Genomic DNA, 25,009 nt, shown 5'->3' with positions numbered 1-25,009 from the left:
TTACTAATGCCTCTGAATTCAAAAGGGTTGAAAAATCAAGTATTTTAAAAATTGATATACAAAAGTATAAATATCTTAACTCTCTATTATCCTTGATTTTCTTTTTTTTCGCAACATTTCTTAACCTCCCTTCGGGAGAGGGAATAGGGAATGGGCAAGGGTTCTCCCCCTAACAAAAGGGGGAGTTAGAGGGGGTGGCAAGGGTTCTCCCCCTCACAAAAGGGGGAGTTAGAGGGGGTGGCAAGAGGCAAGAGTTTTAATCTTCCTCTGCTCCCTACACCCTACACCCCACACCCTACACCCTGTTCAATCAACGACAGAATGTAAATCCTGGGGGTCTAGTTGGGGATGAATCACTTGACCATCTCTAAACCAGATGACTCGCTGAGAGTGACGGGCGACTTCTGCCTCGTGAGTCACCACCACTACAGTGATCCCTGATTGATGAAGGCTTTCAAAGATGTCTAATACTTCCTCTGTGGTTTGGGAGTCTAGGGCCCCTGTGGGTTCATCGGCCAGGAGTAAAACTGGTTGGTTAACCATAGCGCGGGCAATGGCCACCCGTTGTTGTTGCCCCCCTGAGAGTTGATTAGGCTTATTATTAACTCTGTGGCCTAATCCTACTTTTTCTAAGGCTTCTAGGGCGCGATCGCGTCGTTCTGTGGGGGAGACCTCTCCATAGATCATCGGTAAAATGACGTTTTCTAAGGCTGTCATTTGAGGTAATAAATGGAACTGTTGAAAAACAAAACCAATTTTCCCATTACGAACAGTGGCTAATTGAGAATCGGATAATCCCGACACATCCACGTTATCTAAATAATACCGTCCCGAAGAGGGTCGATCCAGACACCCTAAAATATTCATAAGGGTGGATTTTCCTGACCCAGATGCCCCCATAATGGTGCAATATTCTCCTTTTTCGATGCTTAAATTAATGTTATCTAAAGCTTTTACCTTTGTATTTCCACTGCCATAGGTTTTTGTAATCTCTTCTAGGCGAATAATAATCGGATGATAGTCATGGGAAGGACTAGCTTTATGTGATTGTTCTGTTAAAGAAAGACTTTCAGCCGTCATAATCAATCTAAATTTTTTAATTGCTTAATTATAGCATTTTCCATCAGACTTTAAAATTGAATGAGTTATGATCATGACCTCAATAAAATAGAACTATGGCTAAATTTTATTCTAGGTTAACCCCTGAACTGATGGAATTTATTGAAGAACAAAAAATGTTTTTTACTGCTACAGCCCCCACAGAAGGCAGAATTAATTTATCCCCTAAAGGAATCGACACATTTCGCTGTTTAGATAAGCAGAGGGTAGCCTATTTAGATTTAACGGGAAGTGGTAATGAAACCGCCGCTCATTTAGAAGAAAATGGACGCATGACAATTATGTTTTGTAGCTTTTCTGAGAATCCTTTGATTTTACGGTTATACGGACAAGGAAAAGTTATGCGTCCCAGGGATGAGCAATGGAGTCAATTTTATCCTCAGTTTCCTACTTATGAAGGAGCCAGACAAATAATTATTTTAACCCTAACCTCGGCTCAAACCTCTTGTGGTTTTGGGGTTCCTATTTATGAGTATCAAGAAACCAGAGAGACTTTAATTGATTGGGCAAACAAAAAAGGAAAAACAGGAATTTATGATTATTGGGAACAGAAAAATCAAGAGAGTATTGATGGTTTACCGACGAAACTATTGGAGGAATAAAAGATGATTATTCTTGAAATTTAGAGATAAATGCTATATTAAATCTATAGTAACCTCTTTTTTTTCAAACTTTTAGCAGTAACAATCCTTCCTAATTCTAGTCTTTTAAGCGTTAATGGAAACGATGAAATTGACAAAATTCCTAGATTCTTTAGCCCGTTACACCATCACACTTGTTCTCGGTGTGATTCTTTGTTTTGGTGGGTTTCACGCTCTCTCCTCCCAAGCTGACACCGTGGGGGAAGTGGCCCAAACCCCAATTAATATAACCCCTGATAGTTTTGTGGCCACGGCCGTTGCCCGAACCGGTCCGGCGGTGGTTCGTATTGACACAGAAGCGGTGGTTACCCGACAAATTGATCCCTTTTTCGATGATCCGTTTTTCCGCGACTTCTTTGGCCAACAGTTTCGGCCACCGCGAGAGCAACGAATCACTGGCCAGGGTTCGGGGTTTATTATTGATAGCACGGGTATTATTTTGACCAACGCCCATGTGGTGAATAGTGCCGATAAAGTGACGGTGACTCTCAAAGATGGACGGACGTTTAACGGACAAGTGAAAGGAACGGACGAAATAACCGATTTAGCAGTGGTGGCCATTAGTCCTCAAGGACAAACCTTACCCGTTGCCCCTTTGGGAGACTCTACCAACCTAAAAGTAGGAGATTGGGCGATCGCAGTGGGTAACCCGGTGGGCTTAGATAATACGGTAACCTTGGGTATTATTAGCACCATTGGTCGTTCCGCCGCGAAAGCCGGTATCCCTGATAAACGTCTGGACTTTATTCAAACCGATGCGGCCATTAACCCTGGTAACTCTGGGGGTCCGTTATTAAATAGTAAAGGAGAGGTGATCGGTATTAATACCGCCATTCGCGCCGATGCCATGGGGATTGGTTTCGCGATTCCTATCAATAAGGCCAAAACCCTAGAAAAAATCCTGGCCTCCGGTCAAAAGGTTCCCCATCCTTATATTGGGGTGCAAATGATTAATATTACCCCCGAAATCGCCAAGGAAAACAACCGTAATCCCAATTCTCCCATGATGGTGGCTGAGGTAGAGGGCATTTTAGTGGTGCAAGTCGTCCCCAATAGTCCAGCCGAAAAAGCCAGATTACGCCGTGGAGATGTGATTATCGGTGTTAATGGTCAACCGGTGAAAGATGGAAGCGATTTGCAGAAAATTGTCGAAAGAGCAGGCATTAATTCCACTCTAAAAGTTAAGTTGTATCGAGGCGATCGCTTATTGGAGTTGAACGTTAAAACCGAACAAATGCAAGGGGTATCCTAGCCTCAGTAGATCGAAAACTTACTTGTTTAAGCTGCAGGGGAGCAGGGGGCATGGGAGCTTCGGAGAGTATTTTGAGTTAACTCGGTTCTCTTTTTATCTCCCTGATCCTCTGCTTGTCTTCAAGAAAACTAACTTTAAGGATCAACAGTTGTTGATCCTTGTTTAAATTTTAGGAGATTGCAACAGAGTGGTTTGTAAAACCCACCAAGGAATTTTGATATCTGGAATTAAAGAAGCATAGGCTTTTAAAGCAGGAACCGCCGAGGGTAAAATAAAGCGCAGAGAACGTAAAGAAACGGGACGGTTATCCTTTTCATCAACGATATTATACTGTTTTGCCAATTCAGCAATAATGTGAACTTTTCCTGTTAGTTTCATAGTATTTTCTTGGGCAGCTAATGCAGCAATTACTCTCCCTGTAAATAAGGGAGTTTCCCAGTTATAATGATCATCAAATCTAGCATTTTGTGATTTATTGGTATCTTCAATATTCATCTGTTGAGAAAACTCAAACATAAGTTCGGTTCCCACAATTCCTGGCCACACCGAAAGGGAGGTAATATTATCAGGTTTTAACTCCACGGCCATGTCTGCGGCCAAGCGATCGCAGGCGGCTTTACCGACTCCATAAGCTGCCCCAAATATATAAGATAAACTGCCCCAAGAAGAAATGGTACAAATCAATCCTTGTTGACGTTGACTCATCAAACGGGCGGCGAAAATACTAGCAACATAATGACTACGAAGCCCAACATTATTGATAGCATCCCACAAACTAGGGTCATGTTTCCAGAAGGGTTCCCCATAAGCGTTACTAATGGCTTTTACCCCTGAAAAAACGTTATTAACTAAAATATCTAATTGTCCATTTTGTTCGGTTTTAATGCGTTCAAATAATAACCTAACCTGTTCATCATCACTATGATCAACTTGAACCGGAATACAGTTTCCTCCTGCTTCATTTACGGCTTTTTGAGTGTCTAATAAGGTTCCTGAAACGTCATCATTCTCATCGCGGCTTAGGGTTCGTCCGGTGATATAAACTGTCGCACCGGCTTCTCCTAAACCGATGGCGATGCCTTTACCAATACCTCTGGTTGCGCCTGTCACTAAGGCAACTTTTCCTTTTAAATCTGTCATTTTGAGAATCCTTATATTTTGTAATCATAAACATTATCTATTTTAAAAGTTTTATGAAAAAAACGATAAAATAAAAGTAGAGCATCGGAGACATTTACTATGATTAAATTTTACCTAATCGCGTGGTTTCCCATGATCATCATTGCTATTCTTAACGCTACTTTAAGGGAAACAGTCTATGGTAAGTTTGTCACAGAATTACAGGCCCATCAAATTTCTACATTAACCGCCGTCATTTTATTTGCTGCTTATATTTGGGGATTAACTGCTTTATTTCCGTTAAAATCCTCTTCTCAAGCCATTGTGATAGGATGTTTATGGTTAGTGTTAACGGTGATGTTTGAGTTTTCTTTTGGTCATTATGTCGCGCAACAATCTTGGACCAAACTTTTACAAGATTATAATTTATTAGCAGGACGAGTGTGGATTTTTGTCCCTCTTTGTATTGCTGTTTTCCCTTGGCTATTCTATAAACTCCATTAACAATTGTAGGGGTTAACGGCCGTTAACCCCTACGAAAATTATGCTATTTTTTCATTAACTTGGTTCGAGTATAATAGAAAGTTGATGACCGTTATAGTTGCTATTTCCGTCTTGATTAGCAACATCAGATAGTCTATCTACGATGTGGTCTAATTTTTCGCGGCCAAGCTTCATAAATGCTCGTTCTCGACCTCTAAATCTCATAGAGAACTTAACTTTTGAGCCATTCTCAAGAAATTTTCTTGCTTGTCTCAGTTTGGTATTCAAATCACCTGTATCGGTGCAGTATCTTAGCTTAACTTCTTTGAGGGTGTTTTCGGTACGGTTTTTCTTAGCTAAGGATTCTTTTTTCTGTAGTTCGTACTTAAACTTACCGTAATCAATGATTTTGCATACTGGGGGTGAGGCGTTGGGGGCAACTTCTACTAAGTCTAAGCCGGCTTCTTGGGCTATGTCTATGGCTTCTGCTACGGGTTTGATACCAACTTGGTCCCCATTTTCGGCAACAACTCTAACTTCTTCTGCTCGAATTCGATTATTAACTCGATGTTTATTAGATTGATTGAAAGGTTTAAAGGGTTTATTTCTTCTTCTGGGTCGTCCCAAACTACTTGATTCCTCCTAAATTTAACAACAATTTTTAGGTTTGATTAACTGTATCATATCATGTACTACAAATTATTGCAAGTCTGTTTTGACTTAATGTTTGGTTCGATATAATTAAATTTAGTGATGAACCCGAAGAGAAAATAAAACCGATCATTTTAGTGTTTGATGACTTTTTCTTAGAGATTTGTTAATGTATGCCTGATTTTTGACAGTTATGAAATATATTTCTTTTGTTATTTGTTTATTATCCACCCCTTTGATGTTAATGGGTTGCACGGAAACCACTAATAATTTATATCGCCTAGAATTAGATAGAGAATGTGTCGGTTGCAACTTAGAAGGGGTTAATTTACCGAGAGAAAATTTCGGTCTTAAATATCGTATTCCTCGCAGTAGTTCCCCGTTATCCGTTGCGCCTTTTGGTATGGATGAAGCAGAACCCGTTGATCTCACTAGGGCTAATTTATCTAAGGCTAATTTATTCCAATCTGATTTATCAAGTATTATTTTAGAAAATGCTACTTTAGTGGAGACAAATCTTAGTGAAACGGATTTAGAAAACGCCATTTTAATCGGTGCAAACTTACAAGGAGCGAATTTAGAAAATGCTAATCTTAAAGGGGCAAACTTAGAAAATGCTAACCTGAGAGGGGCTATTCTAATCGGTGTAAATCTAGAAGAAACTCACTTAAAAGGGATTCAAACCGATAAAAATACTGTTTGGGATTAATTAGTTAATTTGTGGTTGAATCCACTGACAATTTTTTTAAAAGGTTGCTGTTTCTCCTTACTTTTAAACTTTTTTGGATAAAAGGTAAAAAAAAGATCAGCTAATTTTAACAAAGGAAACCTTTTGTTTTTATAATATTTATATTTTTATTATTTTAACATTAATTGAGATTAAAATATACTAAAAATAGTTATAAGTTTTCACTAATTTACAAAATAGGTTTAATCAAATTGAAGCTAAGGAGATTTGTTTCAATGTTTTTACTAAATATCAATCGGGTTAGGATGTCTTATTGTCTTAGTTGGGGTGTTACTTTTAGTTTATTTTTGTTAACAACTGGTTGTAGTTCCTTACGAACAAGATTATCACGAACGGCTTCTGATTGGCGAAATCGCACTGCTGAAATTTCCTGTTATTCTGGAGGCAAACTCATCTATTCCGGTAAAACCGATGGAAAAGTATTCTCTGAATCTAATTCTGATGGTTATACTTTCATTTCAGCAGAGGATAAAAAACTAAAAGAAGTATCTGGAGACTGTGTAATCAAGTATGACTGAATCTTGTCCTCATCAATTGTAACTATTCTTTATAAAATTCTTTCTGATACCTTTTTTAGTCCCTTAAGTAAGGTCAAAATGCCTCTTTTTTGTTACATTAGTTAATTTTTGACCCTTTTGTACTAGAACACTATCGCAATAGTAAATCCCTGTAACCTTTATCTGATAAAAGTTTCAGGGATTTTTAGTTTAAAATGAGCGATCGCTTACACAGCAAAATTTTTATATTGTTCCTATTTATATAAATGCGGAACACAAAAAATTAAAAAGTTGCTTTTTAGAGCTTCAAAATTTTTCTGATCAGTTTTAAAGCATTTTTCTTTTATATTCAAAATTTTACTTCAAATTACTAGCTAGTTTATCTTTAACACCCCTTGGAATTCTTGGCTACTTGTTTCATAATGCGAGTAATGAGATTGAGAAAGGGACTGTCGTTACAACGCAGTCATAACAAGCTTTATATTTGATCACAAAGGAGACTAAACCCTTGACTTTAACACTCGCAGTTTACGGAAAAGGTGGTATCGGAAAATCAACCACCAGTTGCAATATTTCCACCGCATTGGCTAAACGGGGTAAAAAGGTACTACAAATTGGTTGTGATCCTAAACATGATAGTACATTTACTCTAACTGGGTTTCTCATTCCTACCATCATCGACACCCTACAAGAAAAAGACTTTCATTATGAAGATATTTGGCCCGAAGACGTTATCTACAAAGGATATGCAGGGGTTGACTGTGTAGAAGCAGGGGGACCTCCTGCCGGTGCCGGTTGTGGTGGTTATGTCGTCGGAGAAACCGTTAAACTTCTCAAAGAACTCAATGCGTTTGATGAGTACGATGTCATCCTATTTGACGTATTAGGGGACGTTGTTTGTGGTGGGTTTGCTGCACCCCTAAACTATGCTGACTACTGTTTAATTGTCACGGATAACGGGTTTGATGCGTTGTTTGCTGCCAACCGTATCGCTGCATCGGTGAGAGAGAAAGCAAGAACCCATCCCTTACGGTTAGCGGGGTTAATTGGTAATCGGACTTCTAAGCGTGATTTAATTGATAAATATGTAGAAGCGGTTCCCATGCCGGTGTTAGAAATTCTACCGTTAATTGAGGATATTCGGGTATCACGGGTTAAGGGTAAAACCTTGTTTGAAATGACAGAAAGTGACCCTTCTCTTGACTATGTTTGTGATTACTATTTAAACATTGCTGACCAATTATTAGCCATGCCGGAAGGGGTAGTTCCTAATGATGCTCAAGATAGAGAATTATTCACTTTATTATCTGATTTCTATCTTAATCCTCAAGCTCCTGTTAAGTCGGAAGAGGAAGAGTTAGACATGATGATGGTTTAATTGTGTCGCGCAAAGGCGCAAAGACGCAAAGTTTTTTAGGAGGGTTTAGTCATTGCGAGGGATAGTATAAATAGTAAGCTTTGAGTTTTATTTAAAATATCCCGAAGCCGAAGCCGCGAGGAGCAATAGCGACGTGGCGGACTCTCTAGCTATTTCTAAGAACTGGTATAAAGTCAATTTTGTTCGTTGGTGTTGGGTTTCGTTCCTCAACCCAACCTACAGGTTACTTTCATGACTCAAAAAGACAGAGTTTTGTTTAAGGCAGTTTAATTTTGTTCTGAGATGATACACATTCTAATTAGTGAGGGAATACTAAATATAGTTGATTTTACTAATGGAATGGAGTAAGTAATGAATTTATCTCAGGATGTAATGGCTAGTCTCAAAGATAAGTGGTTAGATTTTTGTGAAACTAACTCTTACTGGGTAGAAGAAATCAAGCAAACTAACCATGTTATAGTTAAAACTCCTGATGAGGGAAAAAGACCTAGTGGATTATTAATTTTGGGTGTTATTAGTGGAATTGAACCAGGAATCACTAATATAGTACCTCTTTTGATGAAACTTAATAGTAATTTTGAGGCTATTATTAAAGCATTGGGATTAGATTTTGATCCAGAAATTGAACTCAAAAAACGGGCAGAAGAAAGAGCCAAAAATCCACAATTAAACTCATCAGATACAGACGAAATTGAACGAATTAGACAACAATTACAAAAAGGAGAAGTTTAAAGGTAAATTAATGACATAAAATTTAGTTAACAAGGGAATACTAAATATAGTGACCCTTGTTAATTAGGACAAATGAAGATTATCTTACTTTCTGCTAATCAATAAACCTATCGAAATATTAAATTTTTAAACAATATTAGGATTAACCTTCATTCCTAATGTTATCGTCAGAAACGAGCTTGAAAAATTAGCTATCTTTGAATCCATCGCTTATGAACTCATAGAATTAGAAAAGACTGAAACCCTTACTTATGAATCCGAAACTTATCTAGATTCTAATACTCAATATCTCAACGAAATTAGAACCAAAATTAAACAAGGAGAACTCTAAATTATGACACTAGCACAAGAATCCACATCCTTACAATTTGAATGCGAAACTGGCAATTATCACACCTTTTGTCCCATTAGTTGTGTTGCTTGGTTATACCAAAAAATAGAAGATAGTTTCTTTTTAGTCATCGGTACAAAAACCTGTGGTTATTTCCTCCAAAATGCCATGGGTGTGATGATTTTTGCTGAACCCCGTTATGCAATGGCAGAATTAGAAGAAGGGGACATTTCTGCTCAATTAAAAGATTACGAAGAACTAAAAAGATTGTGTTTACAAATAAAACGCGATCGCAATCCTAGTGTAATTGTTTGGATTGGTACTTGTACCACCGAAATCATTAAAATGGACTTAGAAGGGTTAGCCCCTAAATTAGAGTCTGAAATCGGTATTCCTATCGTTACAGCAAGAGCAAATGGCTTAGATTATGCCTTTACTCAAGGAGAAGATACCGTCTTAGCTTCCATGGCTCATAAATGTCCTAAAAGTGTCAAAGAAGAGGAAGAAAAAGAAGAAAGAAATGCCATTCACAAACTATTAAACTTCGGCAGAAAGAAAGAAGATATTAGTCAAGAAGAATCCGAATATAAAGACCATCCTCCCTTAGTTTTATTTGGTTCTTTACCTGACCCCGTTGTGACTAATTTAACCCTAGAATTGAAGAAACAAGGAGTAAAAATTTCGGGGTGGTTGCCCTCAAAACGCTATACAGAATTACCCGTAATTGATGAAGGTTATTATGTTAGTGGAGTTAACCCATTTTTATCACGAACTGCTACGACTTTAATGCGTCGTCGTAAGTGTAAATTAATAGGCGCACCCTTTCCTATTGGTCCCGATGGTACTCGCGCTTGGATAGAAAAAATCTGCTCTGTTTTCAATATTGAACCCCAAGGGTTAGAAGAAAGAGAAGCGAAAATTTGGGAGAGTTTAGAAGAGTATATTAAACTCATTCGCGGTAAGTCTGTTTTCTTCATGGGTGATAATTTATTAGAGATTTCTTTGGCCCGTTTTCTCATTCGTTGTGGGATGACTTGCCCTGAAATTGGTATTCCTTATATGGATAAAAGATACCAAAAAGCGGAATTAGATTTCCTCGAAAAAACCTGTAATGAAATGGGTGTCCCTGTGCCTAGAATTGTCGAAAAACCTGACAATTATAATCAAATTCAACGCATTTATGAGTTAAAACCCGACCTCGTTATCACAGGAATGGCCCACGCTAACCCCTTAGAAGCAAGGGGAATAAATACGAAGTGGTCTGTGGAATTTACCTTTGCACAAATTCATGGATTTACCAATGCAAGAGATATATTAGAGTTGGCAACTCGTCCCCTGCGTCGTAATAATAACCTCAAAGAATTAGGATGGGAGAAATTAGTCAAAGAAGAAGCTAAAATCTAAACAGTAGGGTGGGCAATGCCCACCTATCAAACCGAAACAATAAAGATGATAAGATAAAAATAACGATAAAGATAAAGATAAGGATGGTATAATATAGTTAAGGATAAAAATAGGAATAAAGAGCGATTAAAATTGATGTCGATATCTACTCTCGGCAAAAAGTTAAATACAATTAACCCAAGTAGTGAGAAAATTTCTGATGTTTTAGAGGATAACTATATCACTACTATGGTGGAGTATGTTAAATCTCTTTACGAGTCTGGAAATATTAGTGATACCACTTGTAATTATCTAATTCGTCAGCTTTATTCCCAAAAAATAGAGCAAATGATTGAAAAAAAAGTTCAACAAAAACTTGAAAAAATTACTTTAAAGCTTAATCAAAAAGCTTTGTCATGGGCTATTATAGAACTATTGGAAGGAAAGTAATCTTTAGAATATGGCAACCGATAAAAGTAAGAAAAAGAGCGAAGAAAGTTCTCAAGAAGATGAAAAACTCGATGATACTTCTAATAAAATAGAAAATATTTTGCCAGAAGAGGTGGCAGAAGAAATTAATGAGTTACCTCCAGAAGTTAAAAGAGCTATGATGTTGCCAATATCAGGTAGCTTTTCTCCTGGTTCAGAAATTACTAAACGCATAACTTCTGAACAAATTAGTCAAATCATTGATAGTAGTGATAAAGAAAATGAGAGAGAATATCAAAAGTTCCAAATTAGTGAATCGACAAAAAGATATAGTATTCTATCAATTCTTCTTTTAGTTTTGATGATTCTTATTTATACAGGTTTAACAAAAGATGTTCAACTTTCTGAAAAAATAATTACAGCAGGAATATCTGCATTAGGTGGGTTTGGGTTAGGATATGGAGTCGGTAGGAAAAATCAATGATACTCATTATTATGAGTGAATCAGATAATAAACGATAATAATTCAATAACTTATTATATTATATATTTTTTTCATACACATTCAAATCAAAATTATCTAACGCCCAAGTTCCGATTAATTTTTGAGAACTTTGTAAATTATAATCATTATCTAAAATCGTTGTAACTGCTTTTTTTTTCTTCTTCTGTACTAGGTTTTCCCCAAACCGGACGTTGACTATCTAGCCATAAAATGCGCTGATATTGTTCAGAATTTTTACTTAAATTTTTAGCTAAAATAGGAGATAAATTATCAGGTTTCTGCGCTAATAAACTAATAGGCGAAGTGGTAGGAAGATAATAAGCTAATCTTAATACATGACCCCACGCTTGAGAGTTCATAATAATTAAAGTAGGGGTATCAGGTTGTTCATTGATAATATCTGCTACCCGATGAAACATTTGACGGGAACGTAGACTAAAATCAGCGAGATTAATTCCTAAATATAATAATAAAATGCTTAGAATAGCAATATTTTTAAACTTTATCCCTGCTTTTTCTATCCAAATAACTAATAATAATAAACAACCTGGTAAAACAAAGATTACAGAACGACCAAACCCAAAAGCTAAGGTAAACTTTCCTGTAATAATATCTATCATTAACATTAATAATAAAGGAAAGATACCTAATAATAATCCAATGGTTAATAATTCAATCTGATTCTTTTTATATAAATTCCAACTACAATAAACTAACCCAAGACAAACTAAAAAGCCGACAATCGTTATAATAAAATTGGGTAAAATACTTGACCAATCACCAACAACTAAATGAATTCCTAAGACATCAAAAAACTCTTGTAAATGCCGAACCATTGCAGTTAAAAAACCCCCTTTATTTGAGAATCTGCCTAAGTCAGCATTTCTCAATTGTTGTCTCGTACCCCACCAAAGCCAAGGAGTTGTAATAATAATACTACTGATTAAATAAAGTGCATATTGCCACCATCTTCGTCGATCTAAATATAAAACTAACACAGCAAAGACTAAGAAAAATATAGCAAAATAGTAAAATGTCATAAACCCTGATGCTACTGAGACAATTAATAATATTATCCAAAAAAATTTAGATAGTTTAGAAGTATTATTTTGGGTTTCTGAAGTATTTAAGCTAATTAATTCTAGCAAAGACCAACTACTTAATAAAACCCAGAATACTACTGAGCCATACATTCTTACGTTTAAAGAATGAAAAAGATAATAAGGATTTAATCCCAATAAAGCAGCAAATAATAAACCTCCTTGAAATCCTAATAAACGCCTTCCTAACCCATAAGCACAACCCATCGATCCCAAACTAAATAAAACAATAATACTTCTCATGGCCGCTTCAGAATTCCCCCACAATCTTAACCAAAAATGCTGCTCTAAAAAGAAAAGAAAAGGGTGAGGTTCGGCCACTAATCCTTTAAGAAACTTTTCAAAAGTTACCAGAATATCAGAGAAACTATTTTCAACCGGAAGGCTCAATAAACGGGTGTAATTAGCTAAAATAACAGGGACATCTTTAGGGGTTTGATATTGTGCTTTTTGTCCAGTGGAAAGTAATAAAGATAAGACCTCATCATACCAAAATTCTCGACTGGCTAAATTGACAATTCTAAGAATCACAGCAGAGGCGATCGCAACGAAAAGAACAATATTAATGGTTTTTGTCGAAATTTTCATCAATTAATTAACCTTTTTAAAATAACCTAAGAGTTGATATAATAATTTAAGAATAGTTATTAATTTTTTAGTTTTGTCCCTCCTATGGTTAATCAAATAAAAACAATAAAAAATATTTTAGAAGAGGTAGAAAACGATAGAGAACTATCCCAAAGCGATGCAGTTACCCTCCTATATCAAACTGATGAAAGCACAATTGAGCAAATTCGTCAAACTGCCGATAAACTGCGTCAAAAACAAGTAAGAAACACCGTCACTTATATTATTAATCGTAATATAAACTTTACCAACATTTGTGAGCAACATTGTAACTTTTGTGCGTTTCGACGAGATGCAGGGGATGAGGGGGCATTTTGGCTAAATACAGCACAAATAATCGAAAAAGCAACAGATGCAGTGAAAAGAGGGGCGACGGAAATCTGTATGCAGGGAGGTTTAAACCCTGAGGCTAAATTAAACGGAAGTTCTCTCAAATATTATCAACAATTAATTATTGACCTAAAAAAAGCATTTCCTAATCTTCATCTGCACGCCTTTTCACCCCAAGAAATCCAATTTATTGCCAGGGAAGATAACCTAAGTTATGCTGAGGTCATTATCGGGTTAAAAAAAGCTGGTTTAGGATCAATGCCGGGGACAGCAGCAGAAGTGTTAGACGATAAAGTCAGACGGATTATTTGCCCTGAAAAAATTAATACTCAAACCTGGTTAGAGATTATTAGTTTAGCTCATTCCCTAGGATTATATACCACCAGTACCCTATTATCTGGACATATAGAAACTAGCGAACAACAAATACAACATTTAACTCATTTAAGGAACTTACAAAAAACAGCCATTGAAAACAATTATCCAGCCAGAATAACAGAATTTATCATCTTACCTTTTGTGGGAAAAGATGCCCCTTTAGCCCTACGAAACCGTGTTAAACGAGATCAACCCAGTCTAAAAGATACCTTATTACTAACAGCAGTGTCTCGAATTTTCCTAGGAAAATGGATACCCAACCATCAACCCAGTTGGGTCAAATTGGGCTTAAAGGGTGCAACGGAAGCCTTGCGATGGGGGTGTAACGATATTGGCGGAACCTTAATGGAAGAACATATTACCACCATGGCAGGGGCGATGGGGGGAACTTGTATGGAAGTTGAAACCCTACAACAAGCGATCGCCTCTTTAAACCGTCCCTATCAACAACGGAGTACCTTATATGACAGTATTCAGTTATCAATTAAGTCTTATTAATTGATTGTTAACTGTTTCGGATCACAGCCATAGACTAGAGAAGAAGTAGGACTTAAATGAGTCCGCAATAATGCGTGTCCTACTTCCCTCAAATATACAAATACAGAGGGGTACAAGTTAAACTTTTATCCCTTTTTCCTGTACTTGTATTCTTAATATTCCCAAAAATCAAAAAAATATGGCACACCCTATCTATTACCTTGCAAGAAGTTGATCTAAGAATGCTATAAATAATTATCTCCCTGCTCCCTACTCCCCTGCAATCCTTTTTAGCAAACATAAAGCGACAAATAGGGGGAACTCTTAGCCATGTTGTTGCATCCTATAAGACTAGACTATTAACCCGACTAGGCTACGGAGTCATCTTAAAATCTGAGAGTCAAAAACGATTAATGCTAAGGTACTTTATCCCCATTCTCGATCCGACGGTAGAAGACTGGTCTAGAGAAGCCCGCTTTTTACGCTGGTTAACCTTTCTGTGGCTATCTTTAGGGTTAATTGCTTTGTTTTCTGCTTCTTATCCCGTTGCTTTAGCAGAAACGGGTAACGGTTGGTATTATGTGATTCGTCAAACCATTTGGATCTGGATCGGGTTACAAGGGTTTAACTTAATTGTGCGATCGCCTCTACAATACCTGCTCAAACTCGCCCCTTGGTGCATTTTTCTCCTCTTAGGATTAATTTTATCCACCCTAGTGCCAGGGTTAGGCCACGAAGTTTATGGCGCTACCCGTTGGATTAAATTAGGTCCTGTTTTGATCCAACCCTCAGAACTCATGAAACCCTTTTTAGTCATACAAAGTGCCTATATTTTCGGGTTTTGGCATCGTCATTCTTGGCGAGTGAGACTGCAATGGGTGGGCATTTTTGGCGTAATTTTAGCTTGTATTTTATTACAACCGAATTTAAGTACCACCGCTTTATGTGGGATGAGTTTATGGTTAATTGCCCTAGCATCGGGTATTCCCATGATGTATTTAACCACCACGGCGTTAGGGGGTTTATTAACCGCCTTTGTCAGCATTAGTTTACGGGAATATCAACGGAAACGGATCACGGCCTTTCTCGATCCTTGGGCCGATCCCTTGGGGAATGGTTATCAGTTAGTACAAAGTTTAATGGCGGTGGGATCTGGGGGAACCTTTGGGGTGGGTTACGGCCAGTCTGTACAAAAATTATTTTATCTTCCCATTCAATACACCGATTTTATTTTCTCAGTGTATGCCGAAGAATTTGGCTTTATTGGTAGCATTCTCCTCCTGTTATTATTATTTACCTATACAACCTTTGCCTTAAGAGTAGCGGTTAACTGTGTTCATCGGGTAAAACGTTTAATTGCTATTGGTGTCATGGTGATGATGGTGGGCCAAGCTTTATTAAATATTGGCGTTGCCACGGGGGCCTTACCGACGACGGGTTTACCCTTTCCGTTATGGAGTTATGGGGGAAGTTCTACCCTAGCTAGTTTAACCCTAGCAGCTTTACTCATTCGCGTGGCCAGAGAAAGCAACGAAGCAGACATTCTCCCCTGGAAGAAAACAGTTAACAGTGAATGATTAAGGTGCGTTTTCTGCTTGTTTTAGGATTAAACGATTTGTTTGATCCATATCGGTTTTTATGCCACTATTTTGTTTATCATTAATGATGTAGGTGAGACTAAAACTAAGTAATCCGACTAAGATTACATAGAATAAATAATGACAAAAAATGGTTATATAATCATTAGAATGGTCTAACATTGTCAATTTTCTCCTCAAAAAAGTAAGGAAAATTAAGGTTATTCTAAAATAACCTATATACTATTATAGACATTATTATTAACAACTGCCACCACAAGCACCACCACATCCACAGTATGAAGTTCCCCCAGATCCCCCACTACCATCAATATCTTCTGGTTCAAAAATTAAAAAGCAACAACCACTGATGAATGAGATAAAAGTCGAAGGTATTGCTACTATTGTAAACATTAGTAAACACATACCTAAAGCCCATATAGTGAACATAATAGCAGCAGGAATATAACGATACCTTTTTTTTCTTCTTTCAACCGAATCGGCATCAATGTATAATTGCAATCCGACAGTCAAAGAGATAAAACAACCAACTATCGAAATACAAAGATGAATTACTCCTAACATCTCAAGCGAAATCCCTGATGTCTGAACATTAGTAGTGGTTGCTTGGCTAGTAGGTGATAGAAAAACCATCGCAATACATAATAAAATAAATACTGTTAGTTTTTGTTTCCAGGACTTTTTTAAAGTATTTTTTGTTGCAAATAGTAAAGTGTTTTGTTTCGATCTTCTTGTTTGATAACACCAGATATCATCAGGGGGCAAATAGCCAAAATACTCTTGATAAATAGCGATAGTTTTTTGATAATCATGATGGTATTTTTCTAATTCTTCTTCCCCACCATGACTAGGATAATGATGTAAGGAACAACCAAGAATATGAGGACAAAATTGATTCCAGTAAGAATCAGTATAAATTAAATGAAGATGCCAAGCTTTATCAATAATTTTAGAAGGGGTAAGGGAAGCAGAAGAAATAACTGCTAAAAAAATAAACTTTTTATACTCTTGTATGACTCGTTTAGTGTAATCTAAATTCCAATTATTTTCTCTCATCAATCGTTGAGTATAAGAGTATTTTTCATTCCCTTCGTCTAAAGAAAATGCTTGTATTCGGTCATAAAGTTCTTGTTGAGAAGAAGATAACATTTTAATTAACAATCAAAATTATTAATGTGGATAAATAGATATTACATGATCAATTATCTCTTGATTAGATAATTTAACTAAGCGATCGCCTTGACCATCTTTCCCCCAAATTTTCACATCCTTGGCGACTATCTTCAAGGTTTTCTTTTGGTTGGTTAATAAGGTAATCTCCTTAGAATCAGCAGCCCGAATCATTCCTAATAAACTATCCTGTTTATGGCTAAATTGTAAGGCTTGTGTGCCAATATCTCCTAATTTTGTCATCCGTAACCCTGTTACATTTAAGCGTTTACCATAGCCCAATTTTGACACTAATAAAACTATCTTATTATCATCAAGGGTCACACAACCAACAATGGTTTCTCCATAGCGTAATTTTAAGCCTTGATTTCCTTGAGCATTACGACCCATAATAGGAATCACTTCATCAACAACGGGGAACCTTAACACTCGGCCACTGGACATGGCGATCGCTACTTCTTCCCCTTCTTTTGTGATAGAAACCGACTCTAAACTATCTTGCTCTTTGAGTTTAATTAACACTAACCCTCGATTGGTTAAACTTTCTAATTCTGATAATTGAATTCGTTTAATTTTTCCTTGATTTGTTAATAACAATAAATCTCTATTTTCTGTATTATCCGATAAGAAGAAAAGAGAAACGACTTTTTTACTATCCCTTTGCGCAGTTTTAGATAATAAACTCAGTAACGGAATGGGTTGAATATCAATGGGGGGAACATCGGCAACATTGACAGGATAAGCTTTTCCGATATCCGTGATCACAATAAATTGTTCCCTTTCTTGAATCGGTTCGCTATAAAGGGAAACATGATTATCAGGGACTTTGGTATCAGGCGATCGCCAGCAAATCGTCCCTTGATAAGTCATTTCTAAGATGGCATTTTTCGGAGGCGTTTGGGGAGTAAATAGACTAAAGGGTTGAGCAATGGTTTCTGGTTCTTTGCTTTGAGGATTACGTTCTTTTTTCGCGGTTTGTGTTGTTTTAGATGAACTCTTTTGGGCAGTGGGTTGCACAATACGAGTGCGTCTTTCATCGCCGTATTTCCGTTTAAGCGATCGCAGTTCTTTCTTTAAGACTTTTAAGAATTCGGGACGATTATTTAAGAGGTTTTCTAACTCATTGATGCGCCCTGCTAACTCATCATATTCGGCCTGTAATTTTTGTCGTTCCAACCCCGTTAAACGACGCATGGGCATGGCTAAAATACCATTCGCTTGCGCTTCACTCAAATTTAATTCCTGTTGAAATTGTACCTTAGCCGTGGTTCCATCAGCAGCATGACGTAAAATATCAATCATGCGATCTAAATCATTAAGGGCAATTAATAACCCTTCTAAAAGATGTAACCGATTTCGACATTCTTCTAACTCATAATTGTATTGACGGGTTAACGTATGTTCTCGGAATTTCAGGAATTCCTCTAATAATTGACGCAGGGATAACTGACGGGGTTGATTATCCACTAAAGCCAACATAATCGCCCCAAAATTCTGTTGTAGGGCTGTTTTTTTGTACAATTCCCTAAGAACCGTTTTCGCCACAGCATCCCGTTTTAACTCGATCACCACCCGCATTCCACTGCGATCGCTTTCATCCCGAATATCGGCAATGCCTTCTAATCTACCACTATTAACTAAATCGGCAATTTTTTCGATCCAAGTGGATTTAGTGACTTGATAGGGCAATTCGGTGACAATAATGGCCGTTCTTTCCTTACGGCGTTTTTTACCCACATCCATGCGTTCAATCCGAACCACCCCACGCACCGGAATAATGCCTTTTCCGTGGCGATAAGCGTCCTCTATGCCCTGAGTTGGGATAATTTCCCCTCCGGTGGGAAAATCGGGGCCAGGGATAATCTTCCATAACTTTTCGTCGGATACCTCAGGGTTATCAATTAAGGCAATTAACCCATCTACCAGTTCCCCTAAATTGTGGGGAGGAATATTGGTGGCCATTCCCACCGCAATTCCTGTACAACCATTGAGGAGCAAATTAGGGAGTTGCGCTGGTAAAACCACCGGTTCTTGTTGAGAATTATCAAAATTACTACTAAAATCAACGATCGCCTCGCTGATCTCCGTCAACATCGCTTGATCAGCAATGGGGGATAGTCGGGTTTCGGTGTAACGCATGGCTGCCGGGGGATCGTTATCCACCGATCCGAAGTTACCGTGTCCGGCTAACAAGGGATAACGGCTCGAAAAATCCTGAACCATCCGTACTAACGCATCATACACCGCTTGATCCCCGTGGGGGTGATATTTACCCAACACATCCCCCACCACACGGGCGCATTTACGAAACGGGCGATCGGGGGTTAACCCTAATTCGTGCATGGCGTAGAGAATCCGACGGTGAACGGGTTTGAGTCCATCTCTGACATCTGGTAGGGCCCGTCCCACAATCACACTCATGGCATACTCAAGATAGGAACGTTGCATCTCTGCGTGTAACGCCGTGGGAGTAATTTCACCTGTTCCTACGAGTTTTAACTGTTTTGCCATAAGTTTCCTTTCCTATTGAATCAATCACATTGGGGGATGTCCCTTTATTTACCATACATCCCTTGCGTTTTTTGACAACTATTTTTAGGGTACATCCTCAATAGTATATTTGTAGCAGAACTTTGGCAGAGAGTGGGGAGTGTCGGAAGTGTGAGAAGTATGAAGAGAGTAAAGGGGTGATATTTATCAATGATTACTGGTAATCTTACTCACTGAAAACAGACTAGATTAAAGTTAAGATGAAGTAAATAAGCTTAATTTAAAGGAATAACAAAATGTCAGTATAAATACAGAAGTTTTTATCATTTAAAGATAGTAAAATTAAATTAGAGTCAAAATTACTATATTTGATGTTGCTTTGTCAACTCATCCAATCTACAAACTTCAAGGGTCACTCACCTAAACAACTCAGTTAAATATCATTTGAAGGATAAAAATATTGCTTCAAACTTCTTTGATTGCCAATTAATCACAAACAATATACGTCTAAACTTGTTTTGAATTCCATCAACAGTCTACTCATTGGTTTGTGGGGTCGCAATTTCTATTATGAATGTAAAAAACTACGAAAAACAATCCTCCGTCTCAGTCAAAGCGTTACCTAAATTTTCCCCTATGAATATATTAGGAAAACTTGACCATGGTCAAAAAACTGGATGTTTAGTGGTTTCTTCTAAATCGGTAAAATGGAAGATTTATGTTGATCAAGGAAAATTAGTTTATGCGAACCATTCCCTCGATTCTTTTGAACGATTGGAAAGACATCTGCGACGGTTAAGTTATACCGTGTCTTCTTTAACCGCAGCCGTACGAAATCAAGCAAGATTAAACTTTGAAAATGAAAAACAAGACAGTGATAATGTACCCCTAGAATATCAAGCGATTAATTGGTTACTCAAAGAAAACTATTTAGACGATTCTCAAGCCGCTAACCTAGTTATTTCTCTAAACAAAGAAATCATTGAATTATTTTTATTATTAACCGATGCTGACTATAGTTTTATCAAGAATGCTGGCGTTTCACCTCGATTAGTTAAGCTCGATCTTAAAGATGTGATCATCGAATGTCGGCAAAGATTAAAGTCTTGGCAAACCTTAGCCCCCTTAATTACTTCCCCTGAACAAAGACCTTATTTTTTTACTAATAATCAAAAAACAAGTAAACTGTCCTCTGAACAAATTAAAAAACTCAGTAAACTTTTAAGAGGATTTAATTTTAGACAGTTAGCGGTTTTAACCAATAAAGATGAGATCAAAATTGCTCAATATATTTATCAATTTATCCTAACCAAAAACGTTATTATTCATGATCCTCAAGCCCCTTTTGATCAACTTCCTCAGATTATAGCAAAGACAGAATCTAGTCAAAAAGTAGATAATCATATCATTAAAAATGATTACTTGAGTGATGTTAATAATAAGAGCAAAGAAACTCAACAATATAAATTAGTCTGTGTGGATGACAGCCCAACCATTTTGAGTGAAATTAATCGTTTTCTTGACAAGGAAGATTTACTAATTCATGCCATTGATGATTCTAAAAAAGCGTTATTAGAAATCATTAGATTTAAACCTGATATTATTTTATTGGATGTAGGAATGCCAGGAATTGATGGTTATCGCCTTTGTCAACTGATTAGAAATCATCCCCTCTTTAAAAGAACCCCGATTATTATGGTAACTGGGAATCGAGGTTTAGTCGATCGCGCCAAAGCCAGGGTTGCAGGGGCCTCAGATTACTTAACTAAACCCTTTACTCAATCGGACTTATTAAAAATGGTGTTTCGTTATTTAAGCTAAACTAAAATAACTCTTTTTTTAAGATCATGGTGTCGATTTTTATGACCATTATGGGAACTCTAGGATTAGGAACTTTGTTCAACCCATCAATTTAAACGGTTTTTTCGAGGATATTTACCCATGTCTAAAGTTTTAGTCATAGAAGATACAGTCTCTGAAATGGAGTTAATCAGTAATTATCTGCGAGATAGTGGTTACACTGTTATAGCAACTACTGATGCTAAAGATGCCCTAGGAAAAATTAATCAACATAAACCCAATGTGATTATTACTGACTTAGTGATGCCTGGTATGAATGGCTTAGAATTATGTCGTAGTATTCGCAAAAACCCTGACACTCAAAATTTACCCATTGTCGTTTGTACTTCAAAAAATCAAGACTTAGATCGTATGTGGGCCATGAAACAAGGCGCCGATGTTTATGTGACTAAACCCTTTAGTAAAGAGCAATTAGTTCGGGCTATTCGCTCCGTTGTCTAATGAACAATTCATAATGAATAATTAATAATGATCTCTCCCTTACAATTGTTAATTATTCATTTGACTATCTGAGCAAACTTATTAAAAAGCCTCTGAATATTTTTATGGTAACAACTCAAGCCTTATCTAATCAAAGGATCATTGGTGATCCTTATCTTCATCTGCAGATTAATAGTCAAACTCAAATTTTATTACCCATGACAATGACAAAAGAAGTCTTGATTATTGCTTCTAGTCGTTTAACTATTATGCCCAATATGCCTCCCTTTTTTTTGGGATTACTTAACCAACGTAGCCGTATTTTTTGGGTCGTGGATCTCGCCAAACTCCTAAATATATCCTCTCTTAAATTAGACAGTCAACAATATTCGATCGCTATTATTCACTCAGGAAAAAAAGCATTAGCATTGGCAGTAGAAAAAGTGATGGGAGTCAGCCGATTTTCTAAAGACAGAATAGAATCTCCTTTGAATACCGTTAAACCCGATTTAATTCCTTATTTACAAGGTTGTATACTTGACGAAAAACAACTTTTTTTTATGGTAGATCCTGAAGCTATTTTAAATGCACCCCTTCTTAGTAGATAAACTCTACCGAAAATAGGCACTCATGCAACAAAAGTCTTTGTTTAGTCTACTGCCTATTGCCTATTACCCTACCCCCCCTGCCCCTACCCCCCCTGCCCCTACCCCCCCTGCCCCCCTTATAAAGGGGGTGTGGGGGTGTGGGGGGTGTGGGGGGTGCAAGATATGAGTATTCGTGACGACTCAGTAGATTCTTCATAACTTCAATGGATTTGATCACCCTTAAAAAAAATTTTGTTAAATTTATCTTAATGTAGGTTTTTTTTCTCTAGAAAAAATCCCCTAGTCATAGGGGATTTTACAGATTTCGTGGACAGTTATAATCAACAATTCATTAAAAAATAAGGGCAATAGTTCAGTAAAAATACTGATTTTCTTCTCCTGGCTAATTTTTTGGAAAAAGTCAGTAAATATGTCATAGATTTTCATAATTTTTGTATTTACAATTAGGAAGAATCTAGGAATCACTACTTTTTTATAAAAATTTCACATCATGTTAATATCTTCTTTACAAAACGAGAAAAATTCCACAGCTTGGGTGTTTCCAGGCCAAGGTTCCCAACAGTTAGGAATGGGACGAGAACTATTAGACTTTCCTTTCACACAATTGAGATTACAACAAGCAGAATCTATTTTAGGTTGGTCTATTGCTAAACTTTGGCAAAGTGACGACCATCAATTATCCCATACTCAGTACACCCAACCCTGTCTTTATGTGTATATGACACTGTTGATTGATTTTTTGAAGCGTTCAGGCTATCAACCCGATGTCGTATCCGGTTATAGTTTTGGGGAATATTTAGCTTTATACGCTGCCGAAGCTTTCGATTTTGAAACAGGTTTAAAGCTGATAAAAAAACGGGCAGAGATTATGTCTCGTTTACCCCAAGGTTCTATGGTAACCTTGAGAGGCTTTGACCCAGAAAAACTTCAAAAAGTCGTTGTCCATACCCCTAATGTTTGGTTGGCTAATGATAACTTAACCTATGCTATTCTTTCAGGTACTAATGAGGCGATTACCTCTGTTTTATCTCAAGTTTCAGTTAATCGTGTCATTCCTTTGTCAGTTAATGCTGCCTTCCATACACCCTTAGTGGAAACAGCCGCGCAAGAATTTGAAGGAATTTTAGATTGTGTTGATTTTCAACCGTTTGTGATTCCTGTTTTTTGTAGTGTGGACTTTACTGTGAGTTTCAATATTAATCAAGTCAAACGTAATTTAATTGCTCAAATTAGCCAACCGGTTCGATGGGAAAGCATTTCGAGAACCCTAGTACAACAGGGTATTAATGAAGCTTGGCAAATTGGTTGTGGTCGAGGATTACTAAAATCGATGCAACAGATTGATCCCAGTTTAAAAATTAATAATATTGGTTCTACTGCTGATATCGATAGTATGGTAATTCGGGATCAACTTAAAAAATTATCCATTGCTAATGCAAAAATGATCAACAAATAAATAATTAAGTTGTTTGAATTTCATGAATTTCTCTTTCAATCCAATGATTAAAGCTAGAACCTAGAGTTGTTTGTGATGTTGATGACATTCCAAAAATATGATTAATATCATCAATTAAAGTATGATATTCATATTCACTCACTTCTCCTGTGATTAAACGAAGCTTCACCGAAGCATATTTCAACGCGGCTTTTTCATCAATTCCCTCAACTAAGGCGTGAAGTCGAAGCTTAATGATAAATTGCTCAATTACTGTATTTGAAAGCATTTCCATAATAATAAAAGGCTGTTACATTTAAGTATTCCCAGTTTTGATGAAAAAACTGTGACAGTCACAAAAGTCAAAATTGATCAGAATCACCATTGTCGGAAAAATCATTTAATTAGTACATTAGCATTGATTAAACGATATCTATGATGAATATACTAATTTTACGTCAAAAATCAATATCTTTCTCCCATCAAATTATTAGTTTTCGACCTCAACTCCCCATCCCTCGGTCTGTTGTCCCCCGCCTAGAGAAGGTCAGAGATTACTCCGCCGTACAACGACGGAGCCTTCTTACGAAAGTTGCTCATGGGGGAAACCCCCATGAGCGACTAACGAACCCGAAGGGTGACGCGACTGGTACATTAGGTTTAGCTGAAAAGCACAGCCAAAAAACAGAATAGAATTTAGAGCCGTTGGCGGTCGGTGCGCCCGTGAACGTGAGGACAAGACTGCCGAGGTGTCCTCGGCAGCTTGATATGTCCGTTAAACAAACAGCCCAGTAATGGCGGTCTGACGGGGACTATTTCGGTAGTCTAGTTAAGAGTCTATATGGGAATCCCTCGCGTCCCGCGACGGGGTGCGATTCGTTCCTACGAAATCCTCTTCAGAGGAGGGATGTAGGGCTTCTCAGTTAAGTAACCAATAGGTAGAGTTCGCACTTTAATCCTTAACTGAAATGACAACTTGTGTTCCATCAAAGTGAGGTAAGTATCCTAGAAAACCAAGTCTTTGCGCTCTTGTGCGGAGTTGAAAACACACAGCGTCCCTTTTGGCGACAAAAGAGAGAAGTTTCCCCTAAATCTGGGATGACAACCCAGGCTTAGAAGCGGGAGTGAAAGCGGACAGAGCGATAATTGCTGAAAACGCCTAACCGTTAGTAAGAGTCTCATAAGCGACCTGGACTAAGATTACATCAAGGAAAAGGAAATCGTGGGGTAGATAAACGAATCATCTAC

The 25,009-nt window shown here is 37.3% G+C and carries 24 protein-coding genes and 1 pseudogene; 17 read left to right on the top strand and 8 right to left on the bottom strand.

Annotated features, from left to right (window positions below):
* Positions 1 to 306: 306 nt before the first annotated feature.
* Positions 307 to 1,080: an ABC transporter ATP-binding protein gene (locus tag C4E06_RS16635; protein WP_107669065.1), complete on the bottom strand. Its 774-nt coding sequence runs from the start codon at positions 1,078 to 1,080 to the stop codon at positions 307 to 309.
* Between the two features lie 95 nt (positions 1,081 to 1,175).
* On the opposite strand from C4E06_RS16635, the gene C4E06_RS16630 reads away from it, so the two are divergent.
* Positions 1,176 to 1,721 carry a pyridoxamine 5'-phosphate oxidase family protein gene (locus C4E06_RS16630; protein WP_107669064.1) on the top strand — a complete coding sequence of 182 codons (546 nt, stop codon included), beginning with the start codon at positions 1,176 to 1,178 and terminating at the stop codon, positions 1,719 to 1,721.
* Between the two features lie 124 nt (positions 1,722 to 1,845).
* On the top strand, positions 1,846 to 3,012 hold the full coding sequence (locus C4E06_RS16625; protein ID WP_107669063.1) for an HhoA/HhoB/HtrA family serine endopeptidase: 1,167 nt from the start codon (positions 1,846 to 1,848) through the stop codon (positions 3,010 to 3,012).
* A 162-nt stretch (positions 3,013 to 3,174) separates the two neighbouring features.
* On the opposite strand, the gene C4E06_RS16620 is transcribed toward C4E06_RS16625, so the two are convergent.
* Entirely contained in the window at positions 3,175 to 4,152 is a 978-nt protein-coding gene (locus tag C4E06_RS16620) for an SDR family NAD(P)-dependent oxidoreductase (protein ID WP_107669062.1), read from the bottom strand.
* 99 nt (positions 4,153 to 4,251) lie between these two features.
* On the opposite strand from C4E06_RS16620, the gene C4E06_RS16615 reads away from it, so the two are divergent.
* Positions 4,252 to 4,635 carry a hypothetical protein gene (locus C4E06_RS16615; protein ID WP_107669061.1) on the top strand — a complete coding sequence of 128 codons (384 nt, stop codon included), beginning with the start codon at positions 4,252 to 4,254 and terminating at the stop codon, positions 4,633 to 4,635.
* 54 nt (positions 4,636 to 4,689) lie between these two features.
* On the opposite strand, the gene infC is transcribed toward C4E06_RS16615, so the two are convergent.
* Positions 4,690 to 5,241, bottom strand: coding sequence for a translation initiation factor IF-3 (gene infC / locus C4E06_RS16610; protein WP_107669060.1), 552 nt, complete (start codon positions 5,239 to 5,241; stop codon positions 4,690 to 4,692).
* Between the two features lie 217 nt (positions 5,242 to 5,458).
* Between infC and C4E06_RS16605 the strand changes: the two genes are divergently transcribed.
* The 7 genes from C4E06_RS16605 to C4E06_RS28095 all read left to right on the top strand — a co-directional run bounded on the left by C4E06_RS16605 (position 5,459) and on the right by C4E06_RS28095 (position 11,247).
* The gene (locus C4E06_RS16605) at positions 5,459 to 5,974 is read left to right on the top strand and encodes a pentapeptide repeat-containing protein (protein WP_107669059.1); all 516 of its coding nucleotides are present in this window, start codon (positions 5,459 to 5,461) and stop codon (positions 5,972 to 5,974) included.
* 254 nt (positions 5,975 to 6,228) lie between these two features.
* Positions 6,229 to 6,531, top strand: coding sequence for a hypothetical protein (locus C4E06_RS16600; RefSeq protein ID WP_107669058.1), 303 nt, complete (start codon positions 6,229 to 6,231; stop codon positions 6,529 to 6,531).
* Positions 6,532 to 7,018: 487 nt separating this feature from the next.
* The gene (gene bchL, locus C4E06_RS16595) at positions 7,019 to 7,888 is read left to right on the top strand and encodes a ferredoxin:protochlorophyllide reductase (ATP-dependent) iron-sulfur ATP-binding protein (RefSeq protein ID WP_107669057.1); all 870 of its coding nucleotides are present in this window, start codon (positions 7,019 to 7,021) and stop codon (positions 7,886 to 7,888) included.
* A gap of 351 nt (positions 7,889 to 8,239) precedes the next feature.
* Entirely contained in the window at positions 8,240 to 8,620 is a 381-nt protein-coding gene (locus C4E06_RS16590) for a DUF5331 domain-containing protein (protein WP_107669056.1), read from the top strand.
* A gap of 334 nt (positions 8,621 to 8,954) precedes the next feature.
* On the top strand, positions 8,955 to 10,355 hold the full coding sequence (locus tag C4E06_RS16585; protein ID WP_107669055.1) for a ferredoxin:protochlorophyllide reductase (ATP-dependent) subunit N: 1,401 nt from the start codon (positions 8,955 to 8,957) through the stop codon (positions 10,353 to 10,355).
* Positions 10,356 to 10,490: 135 nt separating this feature from the next.
* The gene (locus C4E06_RS16580; RefSeq protein WP_107669054.1) at positions 10,491 to 10,784 is read left to right on the top strand and encodes a hypothetical protein; all 294 of its coding nucleotides are present in this window, start codon (positions 10,491 to 10,493) and stop codon (positions 10,782 to 10,784) included.
* Between the two features lie 10 nt (positions 10,785 to 10,794).
* On the top strand, positions 10,795 to 11,247 hold the full coding sequence (locus C4E06_RS28095; RefSeq protein WP_198648759.1) for a hypothetical protein: 453 nt from the start codon (positions 10,795 to 10,797) through the stop codon (positions 11,245 to 11,247).
* Positions 11,248 to 11,305: 58 nt separating this feature from the next.
* On the opposite strand, the pseudogene C4E06_RS16570 reads toward C4E06_RS28095, so the two are convergent.
* A pseudogene (locus C4E06_RS16570) lies at positions 11,306 to 12,956 on the bottom strand (glycosyltransferase family 39 protein).
* Positions 12,957 to 13,040: 84 nt separating this feature from the next.
* Between C4E06_RS16570 and cofH the strand changes: the two are divergent.
* Together cofH and C4E06_RS16560 are read left to right on the top strand one after the other, a co-directional pair.
* Complete coding sequence (cofH, locus tag C4E06_RS16565; protein ID WP_107669053.1) at positions 13,041 to 14,201, top strand: 7,8-didemethyl-8-hydroxy-5-deazariboflavin synthase subunit CofH; 1,161 nt, start codon at positions 13,041 to 13,043, stop codon at positions 14,199 to 14,201.
* Positions 14,202 to 14,593: 392 nt separating this feature from the next.
* Entirely contained in the window at positions 14,594 to 15,757 is a 1,164-nt protein-coding gene (locus C4E06_RS16560) for an FtsW/RodA/SpoVE family cell cycle protein (RefSeq protein ID WP_107669052.1), read from the top strand.
* On the opposite strand, the gene C4E06_RS16555 is transcribed toward C4E06_RS16560, so the two are convergent.
* The 3 genes from C4E06_RS16555 to gyrA all read right to left on the bottom strand — a co-directional run bounded on the left by C4E06_RS16555 (position 15,758) and on the right by gyrA (position 19,459).
* On the bottom strand, positions 15,758 to 15,940 hold the full coding sequence (locus C4E06_RS16555) for a hypothetical protein (RefSeq protein ID WP_107669051.1): 183 nt from the start codon (positions 15,938 to 15,940) through the stop codon (positions 15,758 to 15,760). It abuts the gene before it with no gap.
* Positions 15,941 to 16,018: 78 nt separating this feature from the next.
* On the bottom strand, positions 16,019 to 16,927 hold the full coding sequence (locus C4E06_RS16550) for a hypothetical protein (RefSeq protein ID WP_107669050.1): 909 nt from the start codon (positions 16,925 to 16,927) through the stop codon (positions 16,019 to 16,021).
* A gap of 21 nt (positions 16,928 to 16,948) precedes the next feature.
* On the bottom strand, positions 16,949 to 19,459 hold the full coding sequence (gene gyrA / locus C4E06_RS16545) for a DNA topoisomerase (ATP-hydrolyzing) subunit A (protein ID WP_107669049.1): 2,511 nt from the start codon (positions 19,457 to 19,459) through the stop codon (positions 16,949 to 16,951).
* A 549-nt stretch (positions 19,460 to 20,008) separates the two neighbouring features.
* Here gyrA and C4E06_RS28845 point away from each other — a divergent pair.
* From C4E06_RS28845 to C4E06_RS16525, 4 genes are all read left to right on the top strand, one after another.
* Complete coding sequence (locus tag C4E06_RS28845; protein WP_107669048.1) at positions 20,009 to 21,259, top strand: response regulator; 1,251 nt, start codon at positions 20,009 to 20,011, stop codon at positions 21,257 to 21,259.
* A 120-nt stretch (positions 21,260 to 21,379) separates the two neighbouring features.
* Positions 21,380 to 21,739: a response regulator transcription factor gene (locus tag C4E06_RS16535; protein WP_107669047.1), complete on the top strand. Its 360-nt coding sequence runs from the start codon at positions 21,380 to 21,382 to the stop codon at positions 21,737 to 21,739.
* Positions 21,740 to 21,843: 104 nt separating this feature from the next.
* The gene (locus C4E06_RS16530; RefSeq protein WP_198648757.1) at positions 21,844 to 22,326 is read left to right on the top strand and encodes a chemotaxis protein CheW; all 483 of its coding nucleotides are present in this window, start codon (positions 21,844 to 21,846) and stop codon (positions 22,324 to 22,326) included.
* 490 nt (positions 22,327 to 22,816) lie between these two features.
* Positions 22,817 to 23,782, top strand: a complete 966-nt coding sequence (locus C4E06_RS16525; RefSeq protein WP_107669045.1) for an ACP S-malonyltransferase — start codon at positions 22,817 to 22,819, stop codon at positions 23,780 to 23,782.
* A gap of 4 nt (positions 23,783 to 23,786) precedes the next feature.
* Here the strand turns inward: C4E06_RS16525 and C4E06_RS16520 are convergent, their stop codons facing one another.
* Positions 23,787 to 24,056: a hypothetical protein gene (locus C4E06_RS16520; RefSeq protein WP_198648756.1), complete on the bottom strand. Its 270-nt coding sequence runs from the start codon at positions 24,054 to 24,056 to the stop codon at positions 23,787 to 23,789.
* A 140-nt stretch (positions 24,057 to 24,196) separates the two neighbouring features.
* On the opposite strand from C4E06_RS16520, the gene C4E06_RS27360 reads away from it, so the two are divergent.
* A complete protein-coding gene (locus C4E06_RS27360; protein ID WP_157951174.1) occupies positions 24,197 to 24,454 on the top strand; it encodes a hypothetical protein in 258 nt (85 codons plus the stop codon).
* Positions 24,455 to 25,009 lie beyond the last annotated feature (555 nt).

The organism is Cyanothece sp. BG0011, from assembly GCF_003013815.1.
In the GTDB taxonomy this organism is placed as follows: Bacteria; Cyanobacteriota; Cyanobacteriia; order Cyanobacteriales; family Microcystaceae; genus Crocosphaera.
The sequence above is the reverse complement of the archived record's forward strand: the minus strand, read 5'-3'. Positions and strand labels throughout refer to the sequence as shown.

Excerpts from the sequence above, each read along its gene's own strand:
- C4E06_RS16535 (WP_107669047.1), top strand. The coding sequence starts at position 21,380 with ATGTCTAAAGTTTTAGTCATAGAAGATACAGTCTCTGAAATGGAGTTA.
- C4E06_RS16605 (WP_107669059.1), top strand. The coding sequence starts at position 5,459 with ATGAAATATATTTCTTTTGTTATTTGTTTATTATCCACCCCTTTGATG.
- C4E06_RS16525 (WP_107669045.1), top strand. The coding sequence starts at position 22,817 with ATGTTAATATCTTCTTTACAAAACGAGAAAAATTCCACAGCTTGGGTG.
- C4E06_RS16600 (WP_107669058.1), top strand. The coding sequence starts at position 6,229 with ATGTTTTTACTAAATATCAATCGGGTTAGGATGTCTTATTGTCTTAGT.
- C4E06_RS16630 (WP_107669064.1), top strand. The coding sequence starts at position 1,176 with ATGGCTAAATTTTATTCTAGGTTAACCCCTGAACTGATGGAATTTATT.
- C4E06_RS16550 (WP_107669050.1), bottom strand. The coding sequence starts at position 16,927 with ATGTTATCTTCTTCTCAACAAGAACTTTATGACCGAATACAAGCATTT.
- cofH (WP_107669053.1), top strand. The coding sequence starts at position 13,041 with ATGGTTAATCAAATAAAAACAATAAAAAATATTTTAGAAGAGGTAGAA.
- C4E06_RS28095 (WP_198648759.1), top strand. The coding sequence starts at position 10,795 with ATGGCAACCGATAAAAGTAAGAAAAAGAGCGAAGAAAGTTCTCAAGAA.
- C4E06_RS16625 (WP_107669063.1), top strand. The coding sequence starts at position 1,846 with ATGAAATTGACAAAATTCCTAGATTCTTTAGCCCGTTACACCATCACA.
- C4E06_RS16520 (WP_198648756.1), bottom strand. The coding sequence starts at position 24,056 with ATGGAAATGCTTTCAAATACAGTAATTGAGCAATTTATCATTAAGCTT.
- C4E06_RS16580 (WP_107669054.1), top strand. The coding sequence starts at position 10,491 with ATGTCGATATCTACTCTCGGCAAAAAGTTAAATACAATTAACCCAAGT.
- C4E06_RS16620 (WP_107669062.1), bottom strand. The coding sequence starts at position 4,152 with ATGACAGATTTAAAAGGAAAAGTTGCCTTAGTGACAGGCGCAACCAGA.
- C4E06_RS28845 (WP_107669048.1), top strand. The coding sequence starts at position 20,009 with ATGAATGTAAAAAACTACGAAAAACAATCCTCCGTCTCAGTCAAAGCG.
- C4E06_RS16615 (WP_107669061.1), top strand. The coding sequence starts at position 4,252 with ATGATTAAATTTTACCTAATCGCGTGGTTTCCCATGATCATCATTGCT.
- C4E06_RS16635 (WP_107669065.1), bottom strand. The coding sequence starts at position 1,080 with ATGACGGCTGAAAGTCTTTCTTTAACAGAACAATCACATAAAGCTAGT.
- C4E06_RS16560 (WP_107669052.1), top strand. The coding sequence starts at position 14,594 with ATGCTAAGGTACTTTATCCCCATTCTCGATCCGACGGTAGAAGACTGG.
- C4E06_RS16555 (WP_107669051.1), bottom strand. The coding sequence starts at position 15,940 with ATGTTAGACCATTCTAATGATTATATAACCATTTTTTGTCATTATTTA.
- C4E06_RS16590 (WP_107669056.1), top strand. The coding sequence starts at position 8,240 with ATGAATTTATCTCAGGATGTAATGGCTAGTCTCAAAGATAAGTGGTTA.
- C4E06_RS16530 (WP_198648757.1), top strand. The coding sequence starts at position 21,844 with ATGGTAACAACTCAAGCCTTATCTAATCAAAGGATCATTGGTGATCCT.
- gyrA (WP_107669049.1), bottom strand. The coding sequence starts at position 19,459 with ATGGCAAAACAGTTAAAACTCGTAGGAACAGGTGAAATTACTCCCACG.
- C4E06_RS16585 (WP_107669055.1), top strand. The coding sequence starts at position 8,955 with ATGACACTAGCACAAGAATCCACATCCTTACAATTTGAATGCGAAACT.
- C4E06_RS27360 (WP_157951174.1), top strand. The coding sequence starts at position 24,197 with ATGATGAATATACTAATTTTACGTCAAAAATCAATATCTTTCTCCCAT.